Annotated in this window: 20 protein-coding genes; 3 read left to right on the forward strand and 17 right to left on the reverse strand. The window is 68.9% G+C overall.

What is annotated here, in order from left to right:
• The 8 genes from FKV24_RS07240 to ndk all read right to left on the reverse strand — a co-directional run.
• On the reverse strand, nucleotides 1–373 hold a 373-nt coding region (locus FKV24_RS07240), incomplete at its 3' end, for an NTP transferase domain-containing protein (protein ID WP_152301370.1).
• A 118-nt stretch (nucleotides 374–491) separates the two neighbouring features.
• Complete coding sequence (der, locus tag FKV24_RS07245; protein ID WP_141481903.1) at nucleotides 492–1,892, reverse strand: ribosome biogenesis GTPase Der; 1,401 nt, start codon at nucleotides 1,890–1,892, stop codon at nucleotides 492–494.
• Between the two features lie 181 nt (nucleotides 1,893–2,073).
• Nucleotides 2,074–3,297, reverse strand: a complete 1,224-nt coding sequence (bamB, locus tag FKV24_RS07250) for an outer membrane protein assembly factor BamB (RefSeq protein WP_111266431.1) — start codon at nucleotides 3,295–3,297, stop codon at nucleotides 2,074–2,076.
• The gene (locus FKV24_RS07255; RefSeq protein ID WP_141481904.1) at nucleotides 3,297–3,932 is read right to left on the reverse strand and encodes a YfgM family protein; all 636 of its coding nucleotides are present in this window, start codon (nucleotides 3,930–3,932) and stop codon (nucleotides 3,297–3,299) included. The genes bamB and FKV24_RS07255 overlap by 1 nt, the downstream gene beginning before the upstream one ends.
• A gap of 129 nt (nucleotides 3,933–4,061) precedes the next feature.
• Nucleotides 4,062–4,922, reverse strand: coding sequence for a helix-turn-helix domain-containing protein (locus FKV24_RS07260; protein WP_141481905.1), 861 nt, complete (start codon nucleotides 4,920–4,922; stop codon nucleotides 4,062–4,064).
• The gene (gene pilW, locus FKV24_RS07265; protein ID WP_249040954.1) at nucleotides 4,919–5,698 is read right to left on the reverse strand and encodes a type IV pilus biogenesis/stability protein PilW; all 780 of its coding nucleotides are present in this window, start codon (nucleotides 5,696–5,698) and stop codon (nucleotides 4,919–4,921) included. Before pilW ends, FKV24_RS07260 begins: the two co-directional genes overlap by 4 nt.
• A 70-nt stretch (nucleotides 5,699–5,768) precedes the next feature.
• Entirely contained in the window at nucleotides 5,769–7,085 is a 1,317-nt protein-coding gene (gene rlmN / locus FKV24_RS07270; RefSeq protein ID WP_141481907.1) for a dual-specificity RNA methyltransferase RlmN, read from the reverse strand.
• 23 nt (nucleotides 7,086–7,108) lie between these two features.
• Nucleotides 7,109–7,534, reverse strand: a complete 426-nt coding sequence (gene ndk, locus FKV24_RS07275; protein WP_141481908.1) for a nucleoside-diphosphate kinase — start codon at nucleotides 7,532–7,534, stop codon at nucleotides 7,109–7,111.
• Between the two features lie 256 nt (nucleotides 7,535–7,790).
• Between ndk and FKV24_RS07280 the strand changes: the two genes are divergently transcribed.
• The 3 genes from FKV24_RS07280 to FKV24_RS07290 all read left to right on the forward strand — a co-directional run bounded on the left by FKV24_RS07280 (nucleotide 7,791) and on the right by FKV24_RS07290 (nucleotide 12,157).
• Entirely contained in the window at nucleotides 7,791–8,411 is a 621-nt protein-coding gene (locus tag FKV24_RS07280; RefSeq protein WP_111266436.1) for a TetR/AcrR family transcriptional regulator, read from the forward strand.
• 52 nt (nucleotides 8,412–8,463) lie between these two features.
• Entirely contained in the window at nucleotides 8,464–10,839 is a 2,376-nt protein-coding gene (locus FKV24_RS07285) for a 3-hydroxyacyl-CoA dehydrogenase/enoyl-CoA hydratase family protein (protein ID WP_141481909.1), read from the forward strand.
• A 109-nt stretch (nucleotides 10,840–10,948) separates the two neighbouring features.
• Complete coding sequence (locus FKV24_RS07290) at nucleotides 10,949–12,157, forward strand: acetyl-CoA C-acyltransferase (RefSeq protein ID WP_141481910.1); 1,209 nt, start codon at nucleotides 10,949–10,951, stop codon at nucleotides 12,155–12,157.
• 101 nt (nucleotides 12,158–12,258) lie between these two features.
• Here the strand turns inward: FKV24_RS07290 and FKV24_RS07295 are convergent, their stop codons facing one another.
• The 9 genes from FKV24_RS07295 to rpsA all read right to left on the reverse strand — a co-directional run bounded on the left by FKV24_RS07295 (nucleotide 12,259) and on the right by rpsA (nucleotide 21,588).
• Nucleotides 12,259–12,612 (reverse strand): tRNA-binding protein, encoded by a 354-nt coding sequence (locus FKV24_RS07295; protein ID WP_111266439.1) that lies wholly within the window; start codon nucleotides 12,610–12,612, stop codon nucleotides 12,259–12,261.
• Nucleotides 12,609–13,913, reverse strand: a complete 1,305-nt coding sequence (locus tag FKV24_RS07300; protein ID WP_141481911.1) for an NAD(P)/FAD-dependent oxidoreductase — start codon at nucleotides 13,911–13,913, stop codon at nucleotides 12,609–12,611. The genes FKV24_RS07295 and FKV24_RS07300 overlap by 4 nt, the downstream gene beginning before the upstream one ends.
• Before the next feature lie 57 nt (nucleotides 13,914–13,970).
• A complete protein-coding gene (galU, locus tag FKV24_RS07305) occupies nucleotides 13,971–14,888 on the reverse strand; it encodes a UTP--glucose-1-phosphate uridylyltransferase GalU (protein WP_111266441.1) in 918 nt (305 codons plus the stop codon).
• A complete protein-coding gene (locus tag FKV24_RS07310) occupies nucleotides 14,888–16,801 on the reverse strand; it encodes a polysaccharide biosynthesis protein (protein ID WP_141481912.1) in 1,914 nt (637 codons plus the stop codon). The genes galU and FKV24_RS07310 overlap by 1 nt, the downstream gene beginning before the upstream one ends.
• A gap of 4 nt (nucleotides 16,802–16,805) precedes the next feature.
• Nucleotides 16,806–17,813 (reverse strand): MraY family glycosyltransferase, encoded by a 1,008-nt coding sequence (locus FKV24_RS07315; protein ID WP_141481913.1) that lies wholly within the window; start codon nucleotides 17,811–17,813, stop codon nucleotides 16,806–16,808.
• On the reverse strand, nucleotides 17,810–18,988 hold the full coding sequence (gene lapB / locus FKV24_RS07320) for a lipopolysaccharide assembly protein LapB (protein WP_111266444.1): 1,179 nt from the start codon (nucleotides 18,986–18,988) through the stop codon (nucleotides 17,810–17,812). The genes FKV24_RS07315 and lapB overlap by 4 nt, the downstream gene beginning before the upstream one ends.
• 3 nt (nucleotides 18,989–18,991) lie before the next feature.
• Nucleotides 18,992–19,204: a lipopolysaccharide assembly protein LapA domain-containing protein gene (locus tag FKV24_RS07325; RefSeq protein ID WP_170288241.1), complete on the reverse strand. Its 213-nt coding sequence runs from the start codon at nucleotides 19,202–19,204 to the stop codon at nucleotides 18,992–18,994.
• A 241-nt stretch (nucleotides 19,205–19,445) separates the two neighbouring features.
• Nucleotides 19,446–19,754, reverse strand: coding sequence for an integration host factor subunit beta (locus FKV24_RS07330; RefSeq protein ID WP_111266446.1), 309 nt, complete (start codon nucleotides 19,752–19,754; stop codon nucleotides 19,446–19,448).
• Nucleotides 19,755–19,899: 145 nt separating this feature from the next.
• Nucleotides 19,900–21,588, reverse strand: coding sequence for a 30S ribosomal protein S1 (rpsA, locus tag FKV24_RS07335; protein WP_111266447.1), 1,689 nt, complete (start codon nucleotides 21,586–21,588; stop codon nucleotides 19,900–19,902).
• Nucleotides 21,589–21,597 lie beyond the last annotated feature (9 nt).

The raw sequence follows: 21,597 nt of genomic DNA on the forward strand, positions 1-21,597 counted from the left end.
CCGCGAACGCCCCGTCGGCATCGCGCATCGCGGCCAGGGTCTGCAACAGGCATTCGTTGACCCCGACCAGATCGACCGGAATCGTCAGCAGCCATGGCGTGGCGCAGGCATCGGCAAGGGCATCCAGGCCGGCCAGCGGACCGATTCCGTCGCCGACACGGTCCGGCACCGAGACCAATCCGGCCTCGCGGTAACGCTGCGGGGTCCGGTTCGCGCTGACCAGTACCTGCCCGACCTCGCCGCCGAAGCGCTGCCACCAGCGCAGCACCTGCGCTTGCCCGCCCCGCTCCAGCCAGGCCTTGTCGATCCCGCCCAGCCGCGAGGCGCGGCCGCCAGCGAGAATGCCCAGGGTGATGTCGGATGCTCTCAGCATCGGTGCAACGCTCCCGTGCGCAACCTTGCCGCAGTGTCGCGGGCCGCGATCAAACGCTCCAATGAAGGCCCCATCGCGGCCTACGCCGCTCCTGCCGCCGCGACCCGGGAGTCGCCGCTCACTTGCCGCGTTTGACGTGGCGCATCAGTCGCCGCTTGCGCGCGACCTGGCGCTCGCTGAGCTCGTTCTTGCGCCCCTCGAACGGGTTGCTGCCTTCCTTGAACACGAAGCGCACCGGGGTGCCGATCAGCTTGAAGCGCTTGCGGAAGAAGTTCTCCAGATAGCGCTTGTAGGAATCGCCCAGCGTGCGCAGGCGGGTGCCGTGGACGACGAAGCTGGGCGGGTTGGTGCCGGAGGGGTGGGCGAAGCGCAGCTTGGCGACGTGACCGCGCACGCTGGGCGGCGGGTTCGAGGCGTAGGCGATCTCCAGGGCCTTGTTGACTTCGCTGGTGCCGAACTCGCGGGTCGCCGAAGCGTGCGCGCGGTGCACCGCGCGGAACAGTTCGCGCAGACCGGAGCCGTGCTTGGCGCTGATCCTTACCGCCTCGGCCCAGCCGACAAAGCCCAGTTTGCGCGACAGCATCGCCTCGGCCTGTTCGCGCTGGTAGTCGCTGAGTCCGTCCCACTTGTTGACCGCGACCACCAGGGCACGGCCGGCGTCCAGCGCCAGCGCCAGCACGGTCGCGTCCTGGTCGGTGACGCCCTCGGACGCGTCGAGCATCACCACCGCGACCTGGCAGTCCTCGATCGCCTGCAGGGTCTTGATGATCGAGAACTTCTCGACCGCCTCCTCGACCCGCGCCTTGCGGCGCACGCCGGCGGTGTCGATCAGGCGGTAGCGGCGACCGTCGCGCTCCATGTCGATCGCGACCGAGTCGCGGGTGGTGCCGGGCACGTCGGAGGCGATCATCCGCTCCTCGCCCAGCAAGCGATTGACCAGGGTCGACTTGCCGACGTTGGGGCGCCCGATGAAGGCCAGCCGGACGCGCTCGGGATCGTTATCGAGATCGACCCGCGCCCCCTGCTCGGGCAGCCGCTCCAGCACTTCGTCGATCAGATCGTCGATGCCGCGGCGGTGCGCGGAGGAAATGTCGATCGCGTCGGCAAAGCCGTAGCGGGCGAACTCGTTGAGGGCGGCCTGGGAATCGAGGCCGTCGGTCTTGTTGACCACCAGCAGGGTCGGCCGCGCGGCCTTGCGCAGCCAGGCCAGGATCTCGTCGTCCAGTGCGGACGCGCCTTCGCGGCCGTCGACGACGAACAGCACCAGGTCGGCCTCCTCGGCGGCGGCTCGGGCCTGGCGGGTGGTCGCGCCGACCAGGCCCTCGTCCTCGCCGGCGATGCCGCCGGTGTCCACGACCGCGAAATGCGGCCGTCCTTCCGGCCGGCAGACCCCGTAGTGGCGGTCGCGGGTCACCCCCGGCTCGTCATGCACCAGCGCGTCGCGGGTACGCGTCAGCACATTGAACAGCGTGGACTTTCCGACGTTGGGTCGGCCAACGAGGGCGACGAGCGGGAGCATGGCGGGAACCGGACTGGAGGGACGGGAACGGGATGGGCGCGCGGAGCGACCGGTGGACCGGCGCCGGCGACGCTACTGGGTCGCATGATGACGGTGCGGACAGGAAAAGGAAACGGCCGGCGTGTGGCCGGCCGTTTCCGGAATGTCGCGGCGGCGCGCTCGGGCGGCCGCCGGGTTGACCTTACTGCAGCCGGTAGGCCGAGAGCCGGCCCTCGACATCCTGAACCAGCAGGATGCCGTCGGCGACGATCGGCGCGGCACGCAGCGCGTTGCGCCCGGCGCGGACGCGGGCGGCGAACTCGCCGTTGTCCAGCTTCAGCCAGTGCAGGTAGCCGTCGTAATCGCCGACCACGGCGAAGTCGCCCTGCACCGCCGGTGCGGTGACCGCACGACGGGCCAGGCCCGGCTGCTGCCACATCGCGGCGCCGTTGCGCTTGTCCAGTCCGTAGACGCTGCCGCTGGCGGCGGTGATCACGATGCGGTCGGCGGCGACGCCGATGCGGCCGGGGCCGCCGTTGTCCGAGGCCCACATCGGGCGGCCGCTGGGACCGTCGATCGCCACGGTGCTGCCCTTGAAGCTGGTCGCGAAGATGACCTGGCCGTCGAGCACCGGGGTGCCGTCGACGTCGGCCATGCGATCCAGCTCGGTGCGCCCTTCCTGCTGCCCGATCGGCTGTTCCCACAACGGGCGGCCGTCGGTCGCCGACAGCGCCGACAGGGTGCCGTCGTCGTTGCCGACGAAGACCAGGCCCGGGCCCAGCAGCGGCGCGTCGTTGCCGCGCACCGACAGTGCCGGCACGTCGTGGTTCCAGAACCAGCGGCGCTCGCCGGTGGCGGCGTCGAAGGCGGTGACGCGATTGTCGTTGGAACGGACCAGGACCATGCCCATGCCGACCGCGGGCGCGGCGATCACCTCATTGGACACCTGCGCCTGCCAGCGCTCGGCACCGGTTTCGGCGTCGAGGGCGACGATCTGGCCGTCGAGGCCGCCGGCCACCACCAGACCGTCGCCGACTCCGGGGCCGCCGCTGAGCGCCAGCTCGGATTCGTAGGTCCACAGGGTACGGCCGCTCTGCAGATCCAGCGCCCGCACGCCGCCCTCCACCGCCGCCGCATAGATGCGGCCATCGGCGACGACCGGGCCTTGCTGGGCGCCGATCAGGCCTTCGCCCTTGCCGACCCGGGCCGTCCACAACTCGGCGACCGACTGGCTGGGGGTGAACTCGACCAGGTCGGCGGGTTCGTTCGGCTTGTCCTTGCCCTTGCCGCCGCCGAACCAGCCCTTGACCGTGGAGCAGCCGGCCAGCGCGGACACGCAGACCAGGACCGCGGCGACGCGAACGACCGGGCGCGCCGACAGCGGGCGAGCGCAGGCCCGGACGGGAGTGATCAGAGCGGAATTCATCAGGACTTGGCCTCGGCTTCGGCTTCGACGGGCGTGCCGCCGACTTCGGTGAGTTTGAGCTCGAGCATCTTGCGCATCGGTGAACCGACATCCATCTTGGTCAGCGCCTGCTCATAGGAGGCGCGGGCCTCGTCGGGCTTGCCGAGCGCGAACTGGGCGTCGCCGCGGATCTCCAGCGCGATCGCCGAGTCGGATTGCGCCATCAACGCCAGCGCCGCTTCCGCCTGGCCGGCTTCGATCTGCAGCCGGGCCAGACGCTGGTTGACGATCTCGACCAGGGCCGGGTCCTCGGCCGAAACGCCCTCGAGGGTCGCGATCGCGGCCTCGTTGTCGCCGGCGGCGACCTGCTTCTGCGCCAGCTCCAGGCCGGCGAGCAGCGCCAGCATGCCGGGCTGCAGGTTCCCGGTCAGTTCGGCCGCCTTGGGGTCGTCGGACTCGATCGCCTCGATCGCGGTGCTGTAGCGGTCGGCCTCTTCCAGCTTCTGCTGCTGCTGGCTGTGTTCCCACCATTTCCATCCGCCGATCGCGGCGAAACCCAGGGCGATGCCGCCGATCAGTCCAGCGCCGTTGTTGCGCAGCCACTGCAGGACGCGCTCGCTTTGTTCGTGTTCGTCGAGAAGGTCGTCGATTGCCATTGATCAGATAGTCGGGCCGGGGCTTCGGAGCCGGACGCCCGGCACGACCCGCCGGACGCGGGCCGGAGGCGACATGCATGGACCGGCCCGGAAGCCGAGTATGGAGTTCGACGGTGCCGCCGCAACCGATTATTCGGCTGGCGGAACCACGGAGCCGTCAGAGGATAGCGTAAAGCGAGCCACGTTGGACTTGCTGAACGCTGTCAGGTCGACGATCTCGCCGTCGTGGCGCAGCTCGATGGCCGACACGTTGCCCACGGTCATGCGGGCCACCCGGCCGGCCGGGTAGCTGCGACGCTCGCCGGCGGCGACCAGACCCTTCTCGAGCGTCCGGCCGTCGGAACCGAACACCTCGAACCAGCTTTCGTCGTTGAACAGCAGCGACACCGCCGCGTCGTCGTCGCGGTGGTCGGAGCGTGGGTCGTCGGCACGCGTGTCGATGCTGCGCGGGGTCATCGAGGCGACCACCGGAGTGCGCGCCGGGCGCCGGGCCGTGGTCGAGGCCGGCGCGTCCTGGCGCACCGGTGCCAGGCCCTCGGGGACATCCAGCGACTGCACGTCGGGCGTCCCGGAAGTCGGAGACAGGTGGTCGCGCGTGGCCCACCAGACCGGCAGGGCGATCGCCGCGGTCATCACGATGTAGACGGCATTGCGGGTCGTCTGTTCCAGCACCCGGCGGTAGCGCGGGGTGTGGCTGTGGCTGACCAGTTCCGGCGGCGCCACGCGGGGGACATGGGCCTCGTCCAGGCAGCCATCGACATCCAGGTCGAGTTTGAGCAGGCGGGCGTAACTGCGCAGTTGCCCGCGTACGAAGATCGGCGCACCGAGGACGTCCCAGTCGTCGTTCTCCAGCGCTTCGATCACCCGCAACGGCATCCTGAGGCGGGAGGACACCTGCTCCCGGGTCAGGCCGCCGGCTTCGCGGGCCTGCCGCAAACGCGAACCACAACTATGTACTGAACCCGATTCGATTGGGTCTGGCTGGATCATCGTCTACCGCTTTCCCCCGTGTCAGAGCCCGACGCGTCCGGGAACTCCGCCCTCAGCCGCTGAACATAACGATCGGCTGCGTCCTTGTCGCCGAGTTGTCGCTCAATTTGTGACGCAAGCATCAACGCGCGGGCGTCCGCCGGTGCCGCCGCCAGCCTGCGTTCGGAAAAGGCACGCGCCTTGAACGCGTCGCCGGCGCGGAATTCGCGCTCGGCCATGGCCGCCAGCGCGACCGGATTTTCGGGCGCCAGTCTGAGCGCGGCCGCCAGGTAGCGCCCCGCCTTCTCGTCGAGCCCGGCCTTGTCGGCACACGAGCCGGCGTTGGCGAGCGCGAAGTCCGGCGTGGCATAGCCGCGGTCGCCCAGCGCCCGCTCGAACCATTCCAGCGATTCGGAGGCCTGTCCGGTCCGGCAAAGCCAGGCGCCGTAGTTGTTGAGCTGGGCGCCGCGGGGGCTGAGTTCGGCGGCCCGGCGATAATGCTCGCCGGCCCGGGCCGACTGCCCCTGGCGTTCGTAGACCGCCCCCATCAGGGTATGGGCGGCGCTGGAGGAGTCGTCCAGCTTGAGCGCGGTCCGGGCCGCCTCGGCGGCACTGTCGAGGTCGTTGGCCAGCAGCGCACGCTGCCCCGCATGGACCGTGACCGCCGCCCGCGTCCCGGAGTTGCGGCCGCGATTGTCGTCGCTGATGTCGTACTCCGGCGCCACCCGGGTGTATTCGCGCTTGTCGAGGTCGGGGCGGACGAAGCTCAGCCGGCTGCAGCCGGAGGCCAGCAGCACCAGCAGCAGGCAGAACCACAATGGATGGGCAGCGGCCGACGGCCACCGGGAGACGCGAGGGCTGCGGGCATCACGCCGCGGCATCGCCGGCCTCCGTGTTCGCGTCGGGCCGGTCGGAGCGCTCGTCCGGCTGCCGACGGTTCAACTGTTCGCGGAACGCCGCCTGGCGGCGGGTGCGATCGGTGACCTGGCCCTTGAGCTGGCCGCAGGCGGCGTCGATGTCGTCGCCGCGGGTGCGCCGCACCGGGGCGATCATCCCGGCATTGTTGAGCAGCTTCTGGAAGCTGCGGATCGCGAGGTCGTCGGGGCGCTCGAAGCGGGTCCCGGGGAACGGATTGAACGGGATCAGGTTGATCTTGGCCGCGTCCTTCATCTGCACCGCGCGGTCGAAGGCGCGCATCAAACGGACCAGTTCGCGCGCATGCTCGGGCTGGTCGTTGACCCCCTTCATCAGGGTGTACTCGAAGGTCACCGAGGTGCCGCGCTTGCGCAGCGCATAGCGCACGCAGGCGTCCATCAGCTCGGCGATCGGATATTTCTTGTTGAGCGGCACCAGGCGGGTACGCAGCTCGTCGTTGGCCGCGTGCAGCGATACCGCCAGCGATACGTCGCTGACCTCGCCGAGGCGGTCGATCATCGGCACCATGCCGGCGGTCGACAGGGTCACGCGCTTGTTGGCCAGGCCGTAGCCGAGGTCGTCGCGCATGATGCTCATCGCCCGCACCACGTTGTCGAAGTTGGCCAGCGGCTCGCCCATGCCCATCATCACCACGTTGGTCAGGCGGCGCTGCTGGTGCGGCACGTTGCCCAGGTGGCGGGCGGCGACCCAGACCTGGCCGATGATCTCGGCGGTCGACAGGTTGCGGTTGAAGCCCTGGGTCGCGGTCGAGCAGAACTGGCAGTTCAGCGCGCAGCCGACCTGCGAGGACACGCACAGGGTCCCGCGCCCCTTGTCGGGGATGTAGACGGTCTCGATCGCGTTCTTCGCGTCCATGCCGAGCAGCCACTTGTGGGTGCCATCGGCGGAAGGCTTGTCGAAGATCACCTCGGGCGCATGCACGACCGCGCGTTCCTCAAGCTTGGCGCGCAGCGCCTTGCCCAGGTCGGTCATGCCGTCGAAATCGGTGACGTGGCGGTGATGGATCCACTTCATCACCTGGTGCGCGCGAAAGCGCTTCTCGCCCAGCTCCTGCTCGAAGAAGTCTTCCAGCGAGCTGCGGTCGAGATCGAAGATGTTGCGGCGCCCATCGGCGCCGCCGGCGGCCACCGACGAAGCCGTGCGCGGCTGCGTCGGTGCCCTGCCCTCCGTCCCGGCGGCCGCGCCCGGCGAGGCCACCGGCACTTCGGTGCCGTTGGTTTCGGCCGGATTGTCGTGTTGCGTGCTCATCGGGACGGTGGCAGTGATTGGAATCAGCGGGCGTGGACGTCGGTCGCCGGGAAGAAGTAGGCGATCTCGATCGCGGCATTCTCCAGGCTGTCGGAACCGTGCACCGCATTGGCGTCGATGCTGTCGGCGAAGTCGGCGCGGATGGTGCCCGGCGCGGCTTCCTTGGGATTGGTCGCACCCATCAGCTCGCGGTTCTTCAGCACCGCGCCCTCGCCTTCCAGGACCTGGATCATCACCGGGCCGGAGATCATGAACTCGACCAGGGCATTGAAGAACGGACGCTCGCGGTGGACCGCGTAAAAGCCTTCGGCCTCGGCGCGCGAGAGGTGCTTCATCTTGGAAGCGACGACCTTGAGGTCGGCCTTCTCGAAGCGGGTGTAGATCTCGCCGATGACGTTCTTGGCGACGGCATCGGGCTTGATGATGGAAAGGGTGCGCTCCAGCGCCATGGAAGGTGTCTCCGGATTGGCGGGCCGGCCTCGCGCAATTCCTTGGCGAGAGCCCAAAGGTAACAGAAAAACCCGTGCCGGGGCACGGGTTTAGCCGATATGGCTGCGGTAATTCTAGCGAATCCTCCACCGCGTTGTCACCGCCGGCGGGCGATTGCCGTCCGGACCACGTTGACGTCGTCCCTGCCCGGCCCTAGCATCAAACAAGCGTTTGATTCAGATCCACCCTGTCCCCCACTACCACGGCAGCAATCCGATGGCGGCCACCGCCCACTTTTCCACCAAGGACCGCATCCTCGGCGCCGCCGAGGAGCTCTTCGCCCAGTTCGGCTTCACCGGCACCTCGCTGCGTCAGGTCACCAGCCGGGCCGCCGTCAACATCGCGGCGGTCAACTATCACTTCGGCAGCAAGGAGAACCTGGTCAACGAGGTGTTCCGTCGCCGCATGGACGACATGAGCGCACGCCGGTTGGCGGCGCTGAATGCCGCGATCGAACAGTCACCCGGTGAACTGGAGCCGATTCTGGCGGCCTTCGTCGAGCCGGCCCTGGCGATCGCCCAGGACAAGCACGGCGGTGCCGCCTTCGTGCGCATGGTCGCCCGCGCCTATGCCGAGAAGAACGACAGCCTGCGCCGGTTCCTGTCCGATCACTACGGACATGTCCTGCGCGAGTTCGCCAAGGCCATCGCCGCGGCGGTACCGGGGTTGAGCAAGGAGGAGCTGTACTGGCGGCTGGACTTCCTGGCCGGTGCGCTGACCTATGCGATGGCCGACTTCGGGATGATCAAGCGTCCCGCCGGTGTCACCGAAGCGGCGCACCGTGAGCGTGCGGCACGTGAACTGATCCGATTCGCCGCGGCCGGCTTCAAAAGCTGACCGGGCCCGATCCTCGATCACATTTTATTTTCCAAACAAGGACTTGAAGGGTATGTCTAATAAACTTCTTGTGCGCCGCGCCGCAGTGCTCGGCGCCGGTGTCATGGGCGCGCAGATCGCTGCGCACCTGACCAATGCCGGTGTCGATACCGTGCTCTACGATCTGCCGGCGAAGGACGGCGACCCGAACGGGATCGTGATCAAGGCGATCGCCGGCCTGGCCAAGCTCAGCCCCGCCCCGCTGGCCGACAAGGCGCTGGCGGCGCGGATCACCCCGGCCAACTATGAGACGGGCCTCGAGTTGCTCAAGGGCTGCGACCTGGTGATCGAGGCCATCGCCGAGCGCATGGACTGGAAGCAGGATCTGTACCGCAAGATCGCGCCGTTCGTCGCCGATCACGCAGTGCTGGCCAGCAACACCTCCGGCCTGGGCATCAACGCGCTGGCCGACGTGTTGCCCGAGCAACTGCGCCACCGCTTCTGCGGCGTGCACTTCTTCAACCCGCCGCGCTACATGCACCTGGCCGAGCTGATCCCGGCCCGCGGCACCGACGCGGCGGTGATGGAGGGGCTGGAGACCTTCCTGACCACCACCCTCGGCAAGGGCGTGGTGTTCGCCAAGGACACCCCGAACTTCATCGGCAACCGCATCGGCGTGTTCTCGATGCTGGCGGCGATGCACCACACCGAGCAGTTCGGCCTGGGCTTCGACACCGTCGACGCGCTGACCGGTCCGCTGATCGGGCGCCCGAAGTCGGCGACCTACCGCACCGCCGACGTGGTCGGTCTGGACACCATGGCCCACGTCATCAAGACCATGGCCGACACCCTGCCCGACGACCCGTGGCACAAGTACTTCAAGGCGCCCAAGTGGCTGGCCGCGCTGATCGAGAAGGGCGCGCTGGGCCAGAAGACCCGCGCCGGCGTCTACACCAAGCGCGGCAAGGACATCCTGGTGCTCGACCTCCAGCAGCAGGACTACCGCGCCTCCGCCGGCGAGCTCGACACCGAGGTCGCCGCGCTGCTGAAGGAGCGCGATCCGGCGAAGAAGTTCGCCGCCCTGCGCGCCAGCGCGCACCCGCAGGCCAGGTTCCTGTGGGCCTGCTTCCGCGACACCTTCCACTACAGCGCCTACCACCTGGCCGACATCGCCGATACCGCCCGCGATGTCGACTTCGCGATGCGCTGGGGCTACGGCTGGTCGCTGGGACCGTTCGAGTCCTGGCAGGCCGCGGGCTGGAAGCAGGTCGCCGAGTGGATCGCCGAGGACATCGTCTCCGGCGACGCGATGAGCAACGCCGCCCTGCCCGACTGGGTGTTCGACGGCCGCGACGGCGTGCATGCCGCCGAGGGCAGCTACAGCCCGGCGCGCAACGCCAAGGTGCCGCGCTCGGCCAACCCGGTCTACGCGCGCCAGCGCTTCCCCGACGCATTGCTCGGCGAGTCCTTCCCGAAGGGCCGCACCGTGTACGAGAACGACGGTGTCCGGATGTGGGCGGACGAGGGTGACGACATTGCCGTGCTCAGCTTCAAGACCAAGATGCACACGGTCAACGATCACGTGCTCAACGGCATCCAGGAAGCGATCGGCATCGCCGAGCGCGACTTCCGCGGCCTGGTGATCTGGCAGCCGAAGGAGCCGTTCTCCGCCGGTGCCGACCTCGCCGGCGCGCTGGGCCTGCTGCAGGCCGGCGACGTCAAGGGCTTCGAGGCGATGGTCGCCAACTTCCAGGCCACCAGCCAGCGGATCAAGTACGCGCTGGTGCCGGTGGTCGCGGCGGTGCGCGGTCTCGCCCTGGGCGGCGGCTGCGAGTTCCAGATGCATGCCGCCCACACCGTGTTCGCGCTGGAGAGCTACGTCGGTCTGGTCGAGGCGGGCGTCGGCCTGCTGCCGGCCGGCGGCGGCCTGAAGGAGCTGGCGGTGCGCGCTTCCGACAAGGCCGGGGCCAGCGGCGACGTGTTCGCCGAGCTGAAGACCGCGTTTGAGAGCGTCGCTATGGGCAAGGTCGCGACCTCGGCGATGGAGGCCAGGCAGCTGAAGCTGGCCCGCGAGGACGACAGCATCGTGTTCAACGCCTTCGAGCTGCTGCACGTGGCCAAGGCCCGTGCGCTGGCGCTGGCCGAGGGCGGCTACCGTCCGCCGCTGCCGGCGCGCAGCATCCGCGTCGCCGGCGACGTCGGCATCGCCACCTTCAAGATGCTGCTGGTCAACATGCTTGAGGGGCGCTTCATCTCCCCGCACGACTACGAGATCGCCAGCCGCATCGCGACCGTGATCTGCGGCGGCGAGATCGACCGCGACTCGCGCGTCGACGAGGAATGGCTGATCCGCCTGGAACGCGAGCACTTCGTCGCCCTGGCGCAGATGCCCAAGACCCAGGAGCGCATCGCCCACATGCTCAAGACCGGCAAGCCGCTCCGCAACTAAGCCTTTCCAGCCTCCTCCACCGCTTGCGGCGGAGGATTGAGGTGGGGCAGCCCCCCATCCCAGCCTTCCCCCGCAATCGGGGGAAGGCGTCATAACAAGGGATCAGGAAATGAACAAGCAAGTCCAAGACGCCTACATCGTCGCCGCCACCCGCACCCCGGTCGGCAAGGCCCCGCGTGGCGTGTTCCGCAACACCCGTCCCGACGAGATGCTCGCGCACGTGCTGCGCAGCGTGGTCGCGCAGGCGCCGGGCATCGACGTCAATCGCATCGACGACGCGGTCATCGGCTGCGCGATGCCCGAAGGCGAGCAAGGCATGAACGTGGCCCGCATCGGCGCGCTGCTGGCCGGCCTGCCCAACACCGTCGCCGCACAGACCGTCAACCGCTTCTGCTCCTCCGGCCTGCAGGCGGTCGCGCTCGCGGCCAACGAGATCCGCCTGGGCAACGCCGAGCTGATGCTGGCCGGCGGTACCGAGTCGATGTCGATGGTGCCGATGATGGGCAACAAAGTGGCGCTGAGTCCCGAGGTGTTCGCCCGCGACGAGAACATCGCGATCGCCTACGGCATGGGCATCACCGCCGAGAAGGTCGCCGAGGAATGGAAGGTCTCCCGCGACGACCAGGACGCCTTCGCCCTCGCCTCGCACCAGAAGGCGCTGGCGGCGATCGCCGCGGGCGAGTTCAAGGACGAGATCAGCCCCTACGAGGTGCTCTCGCACCTGCCCGACCTGGCCGGCAACGCGGTGCAGCTGAAGAAGAAGCTCGTCGACACCGACGAGGGCCCGCGTCCGGACACCTCGATCGAAGGCCTGGGCAAGCTGCGCCCGGTGTTCCGCAACGGCCAGTTCGGCGGCACCGTGACCGCCGGCAACAGCTCGCAGATGAGCGACGGCGCGGGTGCGGTCCTGCTGGCCTCCGAACAGGCGGTCAAGGACTACGGCCTGACCCCGCTGGCGCGCTTCGTCAGCTTCTCGGTCGCCGGTGTGCGCCCGGAAGTGATGGGCATCGGTCCGATCGCCGCGATTCCCAAGGCCCTGGCCCAGGCCGGGCTGAGCAAGGACCAGTTGGACTGGATCGAACTCAACGAGGCCTTCGCCGCGCAGGCGCTGGCGGTGATCCGCGATTCCGGGCTGGACCCGGCCAAGGTCAACCCGCTTGGCGGCGCGATCGCCCTCGGCCATCCGCTGGGCGCGACCGGCGCGATCCGCACCGCGACGATCCTGCACGGCCTGCGCCGTCGTCAGCAGAAGTACGGCATGGTGACGATGTGCATCGGCACCGGCATGGGCGCGGCCGGCATCTTCGAGGCGCTGTAAGGCCATCGCTCCTGCGGCTCGCGGAAAACGGCGCCTTCGGGCGCCGTTTTAGTTTCCTGCCGCACCGGCTCAGGCCAGCCCCGCATCAGGCCAGTCCCGCCTCAAGCCAGTCGCGTACCGTCCGGAACTTCGCGTTCGACGGTGGTGATCACCACTCCGTCGTCGGTCGGGAAGCCGGTCAGCAGGAACTCGGACATGAACTTGCCGACCTGCCTGGGCGGGAAGTTGAGCACGCCGACGATCTGCCGTCCGACCAGGTCCTCGGGGCGGTAGAGATCGCGGATCTGCGCGCTGGTCTTGCGCACACCATGCGGGCCGAAGTCGACCCACAGCTTCCAGGCCGGCTTGCGGGCCTCGGGAAATTCCTCGACCCGTAACACCGTGCCCGCGCACAGCGCGAGCTTTTCGAAATCGCTCCAGGCGATCGTCGGCCATGCCTGATCGGTTTCGCTCATCCGCCTGCCCTCTTCTCCATCCAGTCCTTCCATGCGTCGCGGGCCTCGGCCCACCAGTAGCCCAGTTGCGCGGCGGCGAAACCGGCCGGCTTCATTGCCGATACCAGCCCGTAGTCGGCAAAGCCGGTCCAGCGTTCGTCGCCCTCGGCGATCGCCGCGGCCAGCACCTCGCCGGCATGGGTGGTCGGGGCGACGCCGTGGCCGCCGAAGGCCTGCGCCAACCATAACCCGTCGTCGATGCGGCCGATTTGCGGCATCTGGTGGCGGGCGTAGCTCATCAGCCCCGACCAGGCATGCTCGATACGCACGCCTTCCAGCTGCGGAAACACCCTCATCAGGTCGCGATACAGCAACCGCTCGACCGCGGACGGCGGACGCTCGCGTATCGAGATGCGTCCGCCCCACAACAGTCGGGTATCGGGCAGCGCCCGGTAATAGTCGAACGCGAAGCGGGTGTCGTAGACCGCGGCGCGGGTGCGGACCGCCTCATGCAGGCGGTCGCCCAGGGGTTCGGTCGTCATCACGTAGGTCGCGATCGGCAGGACGCCGGCGTCGACGCGTCCGAGCAGTCCGGCCAGGTAGCCGCCGCAGGCCAGCACCACCGTTTCCGCCTCCACCTCGCCCCGCTCCGTCGCAATCCGCCATCCGGCACCGCTGCGGGTGAGCGCGATGGCCGGGCTGCGCTCGTGCAGGCGTACGCCCCGCCGCGACGCGACCCGTGCCAGCCCGCGGGCGTACTTCAAGGGATGGAAGTGGAAGGCGTCGGGCTCGAACAGGCCTTCGCCGTAGCGCTCGGTGCGCAGCCGCTCGCGCATCCGCTCGCGGTCCAGCCATTGCCAGTGGATGCCGTAGGCGTCGGCGAGCAGGCGCTGACGCGCCCGCAACACGTCCCGGTCGCGGAACCAGTTGGCCCAGATCACGCCGCCGTCGACGGCATCGCAGTCGATCGCGTGGGTCCGGATGCGCTCCCGGATCAGGCCGACCGCGGCCACGGTGCCGGCATAGAGCTCGCGGGCGCGCCGGCGGCCGAGGTCGCGCAGCAGTTCGGCCTCGCCACGGGAGTAGCCGCCGAACACGAAGCCGCCGTTGCGGCCGGAGGCGCCGAAGCCGACCTGCCGGGCCTCCAGCAGCACCACGTCGTCGATGCCGCGCTCGGCCAGTCCGAGCGCGGTGTTGAGACCGGCAAAGCCGGCGCCGATCACGCAGACGCGGGCAGCGGTTCGCGTCTCCAACGCCGGCCAGCCGGCGCCGTCGCCGGTCAGGCCTTCGTGGTAGTAGGTCGAAGCATCGTTCTGGCGCATCGTTCGGGCTTCCGGCGGTGCCGGGCGCAGGCGTCGATGCCGAGATCCGCGCCGGGGCTATTCGTTCTCGCGCACGCCCAGTTCGTCGAGCGCGCTCTGCATCATTCCCGCGGCGGCCTCGCTGAGCTTCTCGTGGTCGAGCGCGTAGCGGATGGTCGCCTCGATCAGCCCCAGGTGGGTGCCGCAGTCGAACCGGGTGCCGCGGAAACGGTAGGCGTTGACGGTCTCCTCGGCCAGCAGCGAGGAAATCGCGTCGGTGAGCTGGATCTCGCCTCCGGCGCCCGGCGGGGTCGCTTCGAGCAGTTCGAAGATCCGCGGGTTGAGCACGTAGCGGCCGACCACGGCCAGGGTGCTGGGCGCGACCTCGGGTTTGGGCTTCTCGACCATCGCGCGGATCCGGCCCTGGCGCTCGTCGAAGTCGTCGGTCGCGACGATGCCGTAGCTGGCGGTCTTCTCGCGCGGCACGTCCTGCACCGCGATCACGCTGGAACCGCCCTGCTGGGCGACGTCGGCCATCTGCGACAGCGCGCCGGGACCGCGGTTCCAGATCAGGTCGTCCGGCAGCAGCACCGCGAACGGCTCGTCGCCGATCACCGGCCTGGCGCACAGCACCGCATGGCCCAGGCCCTTGGCCTCGGGCTGGGTCACGAACACCGCGCGTACGCCCTTGGGCAGGACGTGCCGGACCAGCTCCAGTTGCTCGTGCTTGCCGGCCCGCTCCAGTTTCTGTTCGAGTTCGTAGGCCTTGTCGAAGTAATCGGCCACCGCGTGCTTGTAGCGGTTGGTGATGAACACCAGGGTGTCGCAACCGGCCTCGATCGCCTCATCGACGGCGTACTGGATCAGCGGTCGGTCGATGACCGGCAACATCTCCTTGGGAACGGTCTTGGTGGCGGGAAGGAACCGGGTGCCGAGGCCGGCGACCGGAAAAACGGCTTTGCGAATGCGGGGAAACTGTCTGGACTGTTGGGACATCAAATCTTCCTGGCGCTACGAGCGGGAAATGCAACGACCGTGGTCGAGTCGTTCGCTCCGATGGCAGGCGCGTCTTCGGGCAGGAACTCGGGCACCGTCGTCCGCAACAGGGTAGCAAGGGTTTCGCAATCGTATGTTTCCGATGCCGAACGCATGGCCCTGATCGCGACGCTGATCTCGTTGCTGACCACGGTGCGCGGTTCGGCCTGCAGGATCTTCGGATGCGCGGTCGGCCGATAGCGCTCGTCGGCGTGGAACAGCGTCTCGTGGAGCTTCTCGCCCGGGCGCAGGCCGGTGTACACCACCGCGATGTCGCGCCCCGGCTGCTTGCCGGCGAGACGGATCATCTGGTCGGCAAGCAGGCGTATCGGCACCGGCTCGCCCATGTCGAGGGTGTAGATCGCCTCGTGGGTACCGATCGCCGATGCCTGCAGGATCAGCTGGCAGGCCTCGGGGATGGTCATGAAATAACGGGTGACCTCGGGGTCGGTCACGGTCACCGGTCCGCCGTTGCGGATCTGCTCGCGGAACAGCGGCACCACGCTGCCGGCGGAATCGAGCACATTGCCGAAGCGCACGGTGACGAAGCGCGTGGTCCGCTCGTTGGCCAGCGACTGGCACACCATCTCGGCCAGGCGCTTGGTCGCGCCGAGCACGTTGACCGGATCCACCGCCTTGTCGGTGGAGATCAGCACGAAGGTGCCGACGCCGGCGTCGCGGCAGGCCCCCGCCACCGTGGCGGTCGCCAGCACGTTGTTGCGCACCGCCTCGCGCAGCTGTCCTTCCAGCAGCGGCACCTGCTTGTAGGCGGCGGCATGGAAGGCGGCCTCGGGCTCGCACAGGCGCAGCGCGTAGGCCATCACCGCCGGGTCGCCGCAGTCGCCGAGCACCGGGATGTATTCCAGATCCGGGAAGTCGCGGCGCAACGCCACCTCGGTGGTGGTCAGCGCCAGTTCGTCGATCTCGACCAGGGCGATCCGGCGCGCGCCATGGCGGGCGCACTGGCGGCACAGCTCCGAGCCGATCGAGCCGCCGGCGCCGGTCACCAGCACCGAACGGGCGCCCAGCCAGTGGCGGATCGCCTTCCAGTCCGGCAGCACCGGCTTGCGTCCGAGCAGGTCCTCGATCGCGACTTCCTTGAGTTCGCCGGGCAGCGAGCGCCCTTCGAGCACGTCGGCCAGCCGCGGCACCATCCGGAACGGCAGGCCGGTGCGCTCGCAGGCGACCAGCACCCGCTGCAACGCGGTGGCGTCGGCCGACGGCATCGCGATCACCAGCAGTTTGGCCGCGGTCTCGCGCGCGATCTCGGCGACGTCGCCGACCTTGCCCAGCACCGGCACGCCCTGCACCTTGGTGCCGCGCATGCGCGCCGCGTCGTCGAGGAAGCCCACCGGCTGATAGGTGCCGAAACGGCGCAGGTCGCGGACCAGTGCCTCGCCGGCGTGACCGGCACCCAGGATCAGGATCCGTACCGAGGCGGCGTTGGCGCGCTCGGTGGCGCTGTCCTTCCAGGCGCGATAGAGCAGTCGCGGTGCCCCCAGCAGCGCCATCAGCGCGAGCGGGTAAAGCACCAGCACGGTGCGCGAGACCAGGTCGAGCCGGTTGTAGAGGAACAGCCCCAGCGCGATCGTCAGCAGGCCCAGGGTGCAGGCCTTGAAGATGTTCCACAGGTCCGGGACGCTGGCGAACCGCCACAGCCCGCGGTACAGGCCGACCTGCCACAGCACCAGTCCCTGGGCCGCCAGCACCAGCGCGATCTCGGTCGACCACAGCGGCATTTCCGGGGGATTGGGCAGGATTCCGAAGCGCAGCCGGTGCAGGCCCTGCCACACCAGCCAGACCATGGCCAGGTCGTGGGCGACGACGGCCACGCGGGGCACGGTGGCTCTCAAGCGATCCTGCCAGCTGCTCATTGGACTACTCGTTCTCCTTCCAGGATGGAGCAGCGGCATCGGTGCCCGCCCCTCGGCTGTATTGCAGCCACCCCCACAAAATGGCCGCGGACATATACCACGTGAACAGGGAAGACGCGATGAAGGTCGTTACGTGTTCCTTCATGATCAGGGCGACCGCCGCACCGGCCAGCGTCGCCAGCGCATAGCCGAGCGTGACCGCCCTGTGGCCATGGCGGCGGGCGCAGGCCTGGTAGGCATGTTGGGTGTGCGCCGTCCACCAGCGCTCCCGCCGCAGCACCCTTCGCGCCAGGGTCAGACCGGCATCGACCAGGAACGGGGCCAGCGGCAGCAGCAGCCAGGCCGCGGCGGTGCCCCCCTGCCCCGTCGCGATCGCGCACAGCGCGCCGATCGCGTAACCGATCGCACCGCTGCCGACATCGCCCATGAAGATCCTGGCGGTCGGCAGGTTGAATGGCAGGAAGCCGGCACAGGCGGCCGCCAGCGCCAGTGCGACCAGCGGCCACGGCCCGCCAAGCCCGAGCGCGAGCAGGCCGCCGACGATCAGCGCCTGGCTGGCGGCCAGGCCGTCGATCCCGTCCATGAAGTTCCAGACGTTGGTCAGCACCAACGGCGCGAGGAAGGCGATCGCCACCGTCGCCGGGGCGCCCGAGCCGGCATGGACGGCCGCCGCGAACAGCGCGCTGGCCAGGACGTGCACCAGCAGCCGCAAGGCCGGCGACAGCGGTCGGTGGTCGTCGACCCAGCCGATCGCCGCGACCAGGGCGAACCCGGTCGCGAAGGCGGCCAGTGCGAGGCCACCGCCCAGGGCGCTCCATCCGATCGCGACCGCGACCAGGACCGCGACCACGATGGCGATGCCGCCGCCCCGCGGTGTCGCCACGTTGTGGCTGCGGCGCTCGCCGGGCTCGTCCAGCAGGCGGCGCGCCAACGCATAGCGACGCGCGAGCCAGGTGCCCGCGAACCCGATCGACAGAAACAGCAGCGCGCCGCCGACGGCCGTCAGGCTCATACGACGGCGTAGTTCAGCAGCGGCTTGACCGAGCCCCACTCCTTGCAGCTGGGGCACTGCCAGTGGTGGCTTCGGGCGCCGAAACCGCAGCGGGTGCAGCGGTAACTCGGATTGCGCACCAGCAACTGGTCGGTGATGTGCTTGAGGTCGTGCAGGGTCGCCATCGGGTCGGCGCCCTCGGCCAGGGTCAGGTCGATCAGCGCCGCTTCGCCGCGCACCGAGGGCCGGTCCTTGAGTTGCTGGGCCAGATAGGCGCGCGCCGCGGCGACGCCCTCCTGGGCCTCGACCATGCGGGTCAGCGCCAGCACCGGCGCGATGCCGCGGTAGTGTTCGCACATCTCCGCGAGGAACGCGCGCGCGCCGGTGGTCTCGCCGCTGCGGTCGTAGCTGGACAACAGCGCCGGCAGCACCTCGGGCAGGTAGTCGGGATCGCTGCGGGCGACCCGTTCGAAGGCGCGGATCGCGGCCGCGTCGCGACCGGCCTCGATCTCGATCCGCCCCTCGATCATGCCGGCGCGGACGGAATTGGCATCGGCCTCGTAGGCACGGGCGACCGCGGCGCGGGCGGCATCGACATCGCCGCCGGCGCGATGCTTGTCGGCCAGTTCGCACTCGAACTGGGCGATCAGCTTGCCCATCGCCTCGCCGGTCGCAGCCTCGTAGCGCTGTGCGTTCTCGATCGCCTTGTCCCAGTCGCGCTCGGACTGATAGATGCCGATCAGGTGGCGCAAGGCCAGCGGCGCCCGCATGTCGAGCGCGACCAGGTCGCTGAACACGGTCTCGGCGCGGTCGAGCAGGCCCGAGCGCATGTAGTCCTCGCCCAGCGCCAGCAGCGCCTGCACCTTCTGGGTGTCGCTCAGGCCCGGGCGCTGGACCAGCGCCTGGTGCAGGCGGATCGCGCGGTCGACCTCGCCGCGGCGGCGGAACAGGTGGCCGAGCGCGACCTGGGTCTCGAAGGTTTCCTTGTCGAGCTCGGCGATATGCAGAAACAGCTCGATCGCCTTGTCCGGCTGTTCGTTGAGCAGGTAGTTCAGGCCGCGGAAATACGTGGTCGACAGGCGGCTGACCTGGGTATCGCTATGGCGTTCGCCGCCGCGCCGTCCGATCACCCAGCCGCTGATCGCGGCGACCGGCAGCAGCAGGAAGAACCAGAACCACTCGCTGATGAATTCCATCGATCAGGAGGCTCCGTCCGCGGGTTCGATGGGGCGGGTCGCCGGCGGCTGCTTCTGCATGCGGGAAAGGCGCGCGCGCAACGGCAGCACCACGCTCAGGGTGATCGCCACCCCGCCCAGCAATACGCCCAGCAGCAGGGTCAGGATCAGCGCCATGCCCAGCGGTGGCGTGACCTGGCTGAAGGCCAGGTCGATCGACACCGGGGCGCGGTTCAATGCGCCCAGGACGCCTCCCGCGGCGAGACAGGCTATCGCTATGAGTAGACGGATCAGGCGCATCTCAGCCTCGGTCGATCGACGGGTTCGGGACTAGCTTAGCCGAGGACGGCATGGCTCAAGAAGTTCCGGCCGCATGCGCGAGCGGCATGCAGCGGACAGCACTGCCCGGGCCGCGAAGGTCGCAGCGCAGACGGAACACACAGGTGCGGGACGGGTCGTGCGGCGCGTGCCGCGCGGCTCACCCGGTGGCGGCATCGCCCAGCGGCATCACTTCGCTGACGCGTTCGCGCAGCTCCTTGCCGGGCTTGAAATGCGGTACATGCTTGCCCGGCAGCGCGACCGACTCGCCGGTCTTAGGATTGCGCCCCATCCGCGGCGGCCGGTAATGCAGCGAGAAGCTGCCGAATCCCCGGATCTCGATGCGGTCGCCGCCGGCCAGCGCGCCGCTCATCATTTCGAGCAGGGCCTTGACCGCCAGGTCCACGTCATCGCCCTTCAGATGGGCCTGACGCTGCGACAGGATCTCGATCAGTTCGGACTTGGTCATGGGCAATGCGGACCGCTGACATTGGACGACGGGGGTGAAGCTACCATCGGTTGCCATCGCAGGAAAAACCCTGCTTGGGCAACACCTTACATAAGAAAGGCGGCCCGGCCAATGACCGGGCCGCCTCGGGTACCGCGATTGCCGATTACTCGGACTTGCTGCCCAGCTGCTCGCGCAGCAGCGCGCCCAGCTTGGTGGTGCCGCTGGCGGCGTCGGCGTTGGCGCGGTTGTAGTCGGCCACGGCCTCCTGCATCTCCGCCTCGTCCTTCGCCTTGATCGACAGCTGCATCACACGGCCCTTGCGGTCCATGCCGATGAAGCGGGCTTCGACGTTGTCGCCGACCTTCAGGTACTTGCCGGCGTCCTCGACGCGCTCGGCGGCGATGTCGCGGGCGGCGATGTAGCCCTCCACACCGTCGGCCAGCTCGATGACGGCGCCCTTGGCGTCGACTTCCTTGACCGTACCGGTGATCAGCGAGCCCTTGGCGTTGGACGCCACGAACTGGCCCAGCGGGTCCTGCTCAAGCTGCTTCAGGCCCAGGCTGATGCGCTCGCGCTCCGGATCGACCGCCAGCACGACCGCCTCGAGGGTGTCGCCCTTCTTGAAGTTGCGGACCACGTCCTCGCCGGTGGTGTTCCAGCTGATGTCGGACAGGTGGACCAGGCCGTCGATGCCGCCGTCCAGGCCGATGAAGATGCCGAAGTCGGTGATCGACTTGACCTGGCCCTCGACCTTGTCGCCCTTCTTGTGGATGACCGCGAAGGTCTCCCACGGGTTCGAGCTGACCTGCTTCATGCCCAGCGAGATGCGGCGACGCTCCTCGTCGACGTCCAGGACCATGACCTCGACCTCGTCGCCGACCTGGACGATCTTCGACGGGTTGACGTTCTTGTTGGTCCAGTCCATCTCGGACACGTGCACCAGGCCCTCGACGCCCGGCTCGATCTCGACGAACGCACCGTAATCGGTGACGTTGGAGACCTTGCCGAACACGCGGGTGTTGGCCGGGTAGCGGCGCGAGATGTTGTCCCACGGATCCTCGCCCAGCTGCTTGAGGCCGAGGCTGACGCGGTTGCGCTCGCGGTCGTACTTGAGCACGCGCACTTCCAGCTCCTGGCCGACTTCCACCACCTCGGACGGGTGACGCACGCGCTTCCACGCCATGTCGGTGATGTGCAGCAGGCCATCGATGCCGCCGAGGTCGACGAACGCGCCGTAGTCGGTGAGGTTCTTGACCACACCCTTCAGCACGGCGCCCTCGACCAGCTTCTCCATCAGCTGCTCACGCTCGGCGCTGTACTCGCTCTCGACCACCGCACGGCGGGAGACGACGATGTTGTTGCGCTTGCGGTCGAGCTTGATGAGCTTGAACTCAAGCTCCTTGCCTTCCAGGTAGGCGGAGTCGCGGACCGGGCGGACGTCGACCAGCGAGCCCGGCAGGAAGCCGCGCACGTCCTTGATGTCGACGGTGAAGCCGCCCTTGACCTTGCCGCTGATGCGGCCGGTGATGGTCTCGTTGTTCTCCAGCGCCTGCTCGAGCTCGTCCCACACCATCGCGCGCTTGGCCTTCTCGCGCGACAGCACGGTCTCGCCAAAGCCGTTCTCGATCGAGTCGAGGGCGACCTTGACCTCGTCGCCTTCGGCAACGTCGATCTCGCCGGCGTCGTTACGGAACTGCTCGATCGGCACGATACCTTCGGACTTCAGGCCCGCGTTGATCACCACCACGTCGCCGCGGACTTCCACGACGGTGCCGGTCACGATCGCGCCGGGCTTCAGCTTCGCCAGGTTCTGCTGGCTCTGCTCGAACAGTTCTGCAAATGATTCGGTCATTGTTGATTA

The organism is Marilutibacter maris (assembly GCF_006546735.2).
GTDB lineage: Bacteria > Pseudomonadota > Gammaproteobacteria > Xanthomonadales > Xanthomonadaceae > Marilutibacter > Marilutibacter maris.

Excerpts from the sequence above, each read along its gene's own strand:
- der (WP_141481903.1), bottom strand. The coding sequence starts at position 1,892 with ATGCTCCCGCTCGTCGCCCTCGTTGGCCGACCCAACGTCGGAAAGTCC.
- bamB (WP_111266431.1), bottom strand. The coding sequence starts at position 3,297 with ATGAATTCCGCTCTGATCACTCCCGTCCGGGCCTGCGCTCGCCCGCTG.
- FKV24_RS07255 (WP_141481904.1), bottom strand. The coding sequence starts at position 3,932 with ATGGCAATCGACGACCTTCTCGACGAACACGAACAAAGCGAGCGCGTC.
- FKV24_RS07260 (WP_141481905.1), bottom strand. The coding sequence starts at position 4,922 with ATGATCCAGCCAGACCCAATCGAATCGGGTTCAGTACATAGTTGTGGT.
- rlmN (WP_141481907.1), bottom strand. The coding sequence starts at position 7,085 with ATGAGCACGCAACACGACAATCCGGCCGAAACCAACGGCACCGAAGTG.
- ndk (WP_141481908.1), bottom strand. The coding sequence starts at position 7,534 with ATGGCGCTGGAGCGCACCCTTTCCATCATCAAGCCCGATGCCGTCGCC.
- FKV24_RS07280 (WP_111266436.1), top strand. The coding sequence starts at position 7,791 with ATGGCGGCCACCGCCCACTTTTCCACCAAGGACCGCATCCTCGGCGCC.
- FKV24_RS07285 (WP_141481909.1), top strand. The coding sequence starts at position 8,464 with ATGTCTAATAAACTTCTTGTGCGCCGCGCCGCAGTGCTCGGCGCCGGT.
- FKV24_RS07290 (WP_141481910.1), top strand. The coding sequence starts at position 10,949 with ATGAACAAGCAAGTCCAAGACGCCTACATCGTCGCCGCCACCCGCACC.
- FKV24_RS07295 (WP_111266439.1), bottom strand. The coding sequence starts at position 12,612 with ATGAGCGAAACCGATCAGGCATGGCCGACGATCGCCTGGAGCGATTTC.
- FKV24_RS07300 (WP_141481911.1), bottom strand. The coding sequence starts at position 13,913 with ATGCGCCAGAACGATGCTTCGACCTACTACCACGAAGGCCTGACCGGC.
- galU (WP_111266441.1), bottom strand. The coding sequence starts at position 14,888 with ATGTCCCAACAGTCCAGACAGTTTCCCCGCATTCGCAAAGCCGTTTTT.
- FKV24_RS07310 (WP_141481912.1), bottom strand. The coding sequence starts at position 16,801 with ATGAGCAGCTGGCAGGATCGCTTGAGAGCCACCGTGCCCCGCGTGGCC.
- FKV24_RS07315 (WP_141481913.1), bottom strand. The coding sequence starts at position 17,813 with ATGAGCCTGACGGCCGTCGGCGGCGCGCTGCTGTTTCTGTCGATCGGG.
- lapB (WP_111266444.1), bottom strand. The coding sequence starts at position 18,988 with ATGGAATTCATCAGCGAGTGGTTCTGGTTCTTCCTGCTGCTGCCGGTC.
- FKV24_RS07330 (WP_111266446.1), bottom strand. The coding sequence starts at position 19,754 with ATGACCAAGTCCGAACTGATCGAGATCCTGTCGCAGCGTCAGGCCCAT.
- rpsA (WP_111266447.1), bottom strand. The coding sequence starts at position 21,588 with ATGACCGAATCATTTGCAGAACTGTTCGAGCAGAGCCAGCAGAACCTG.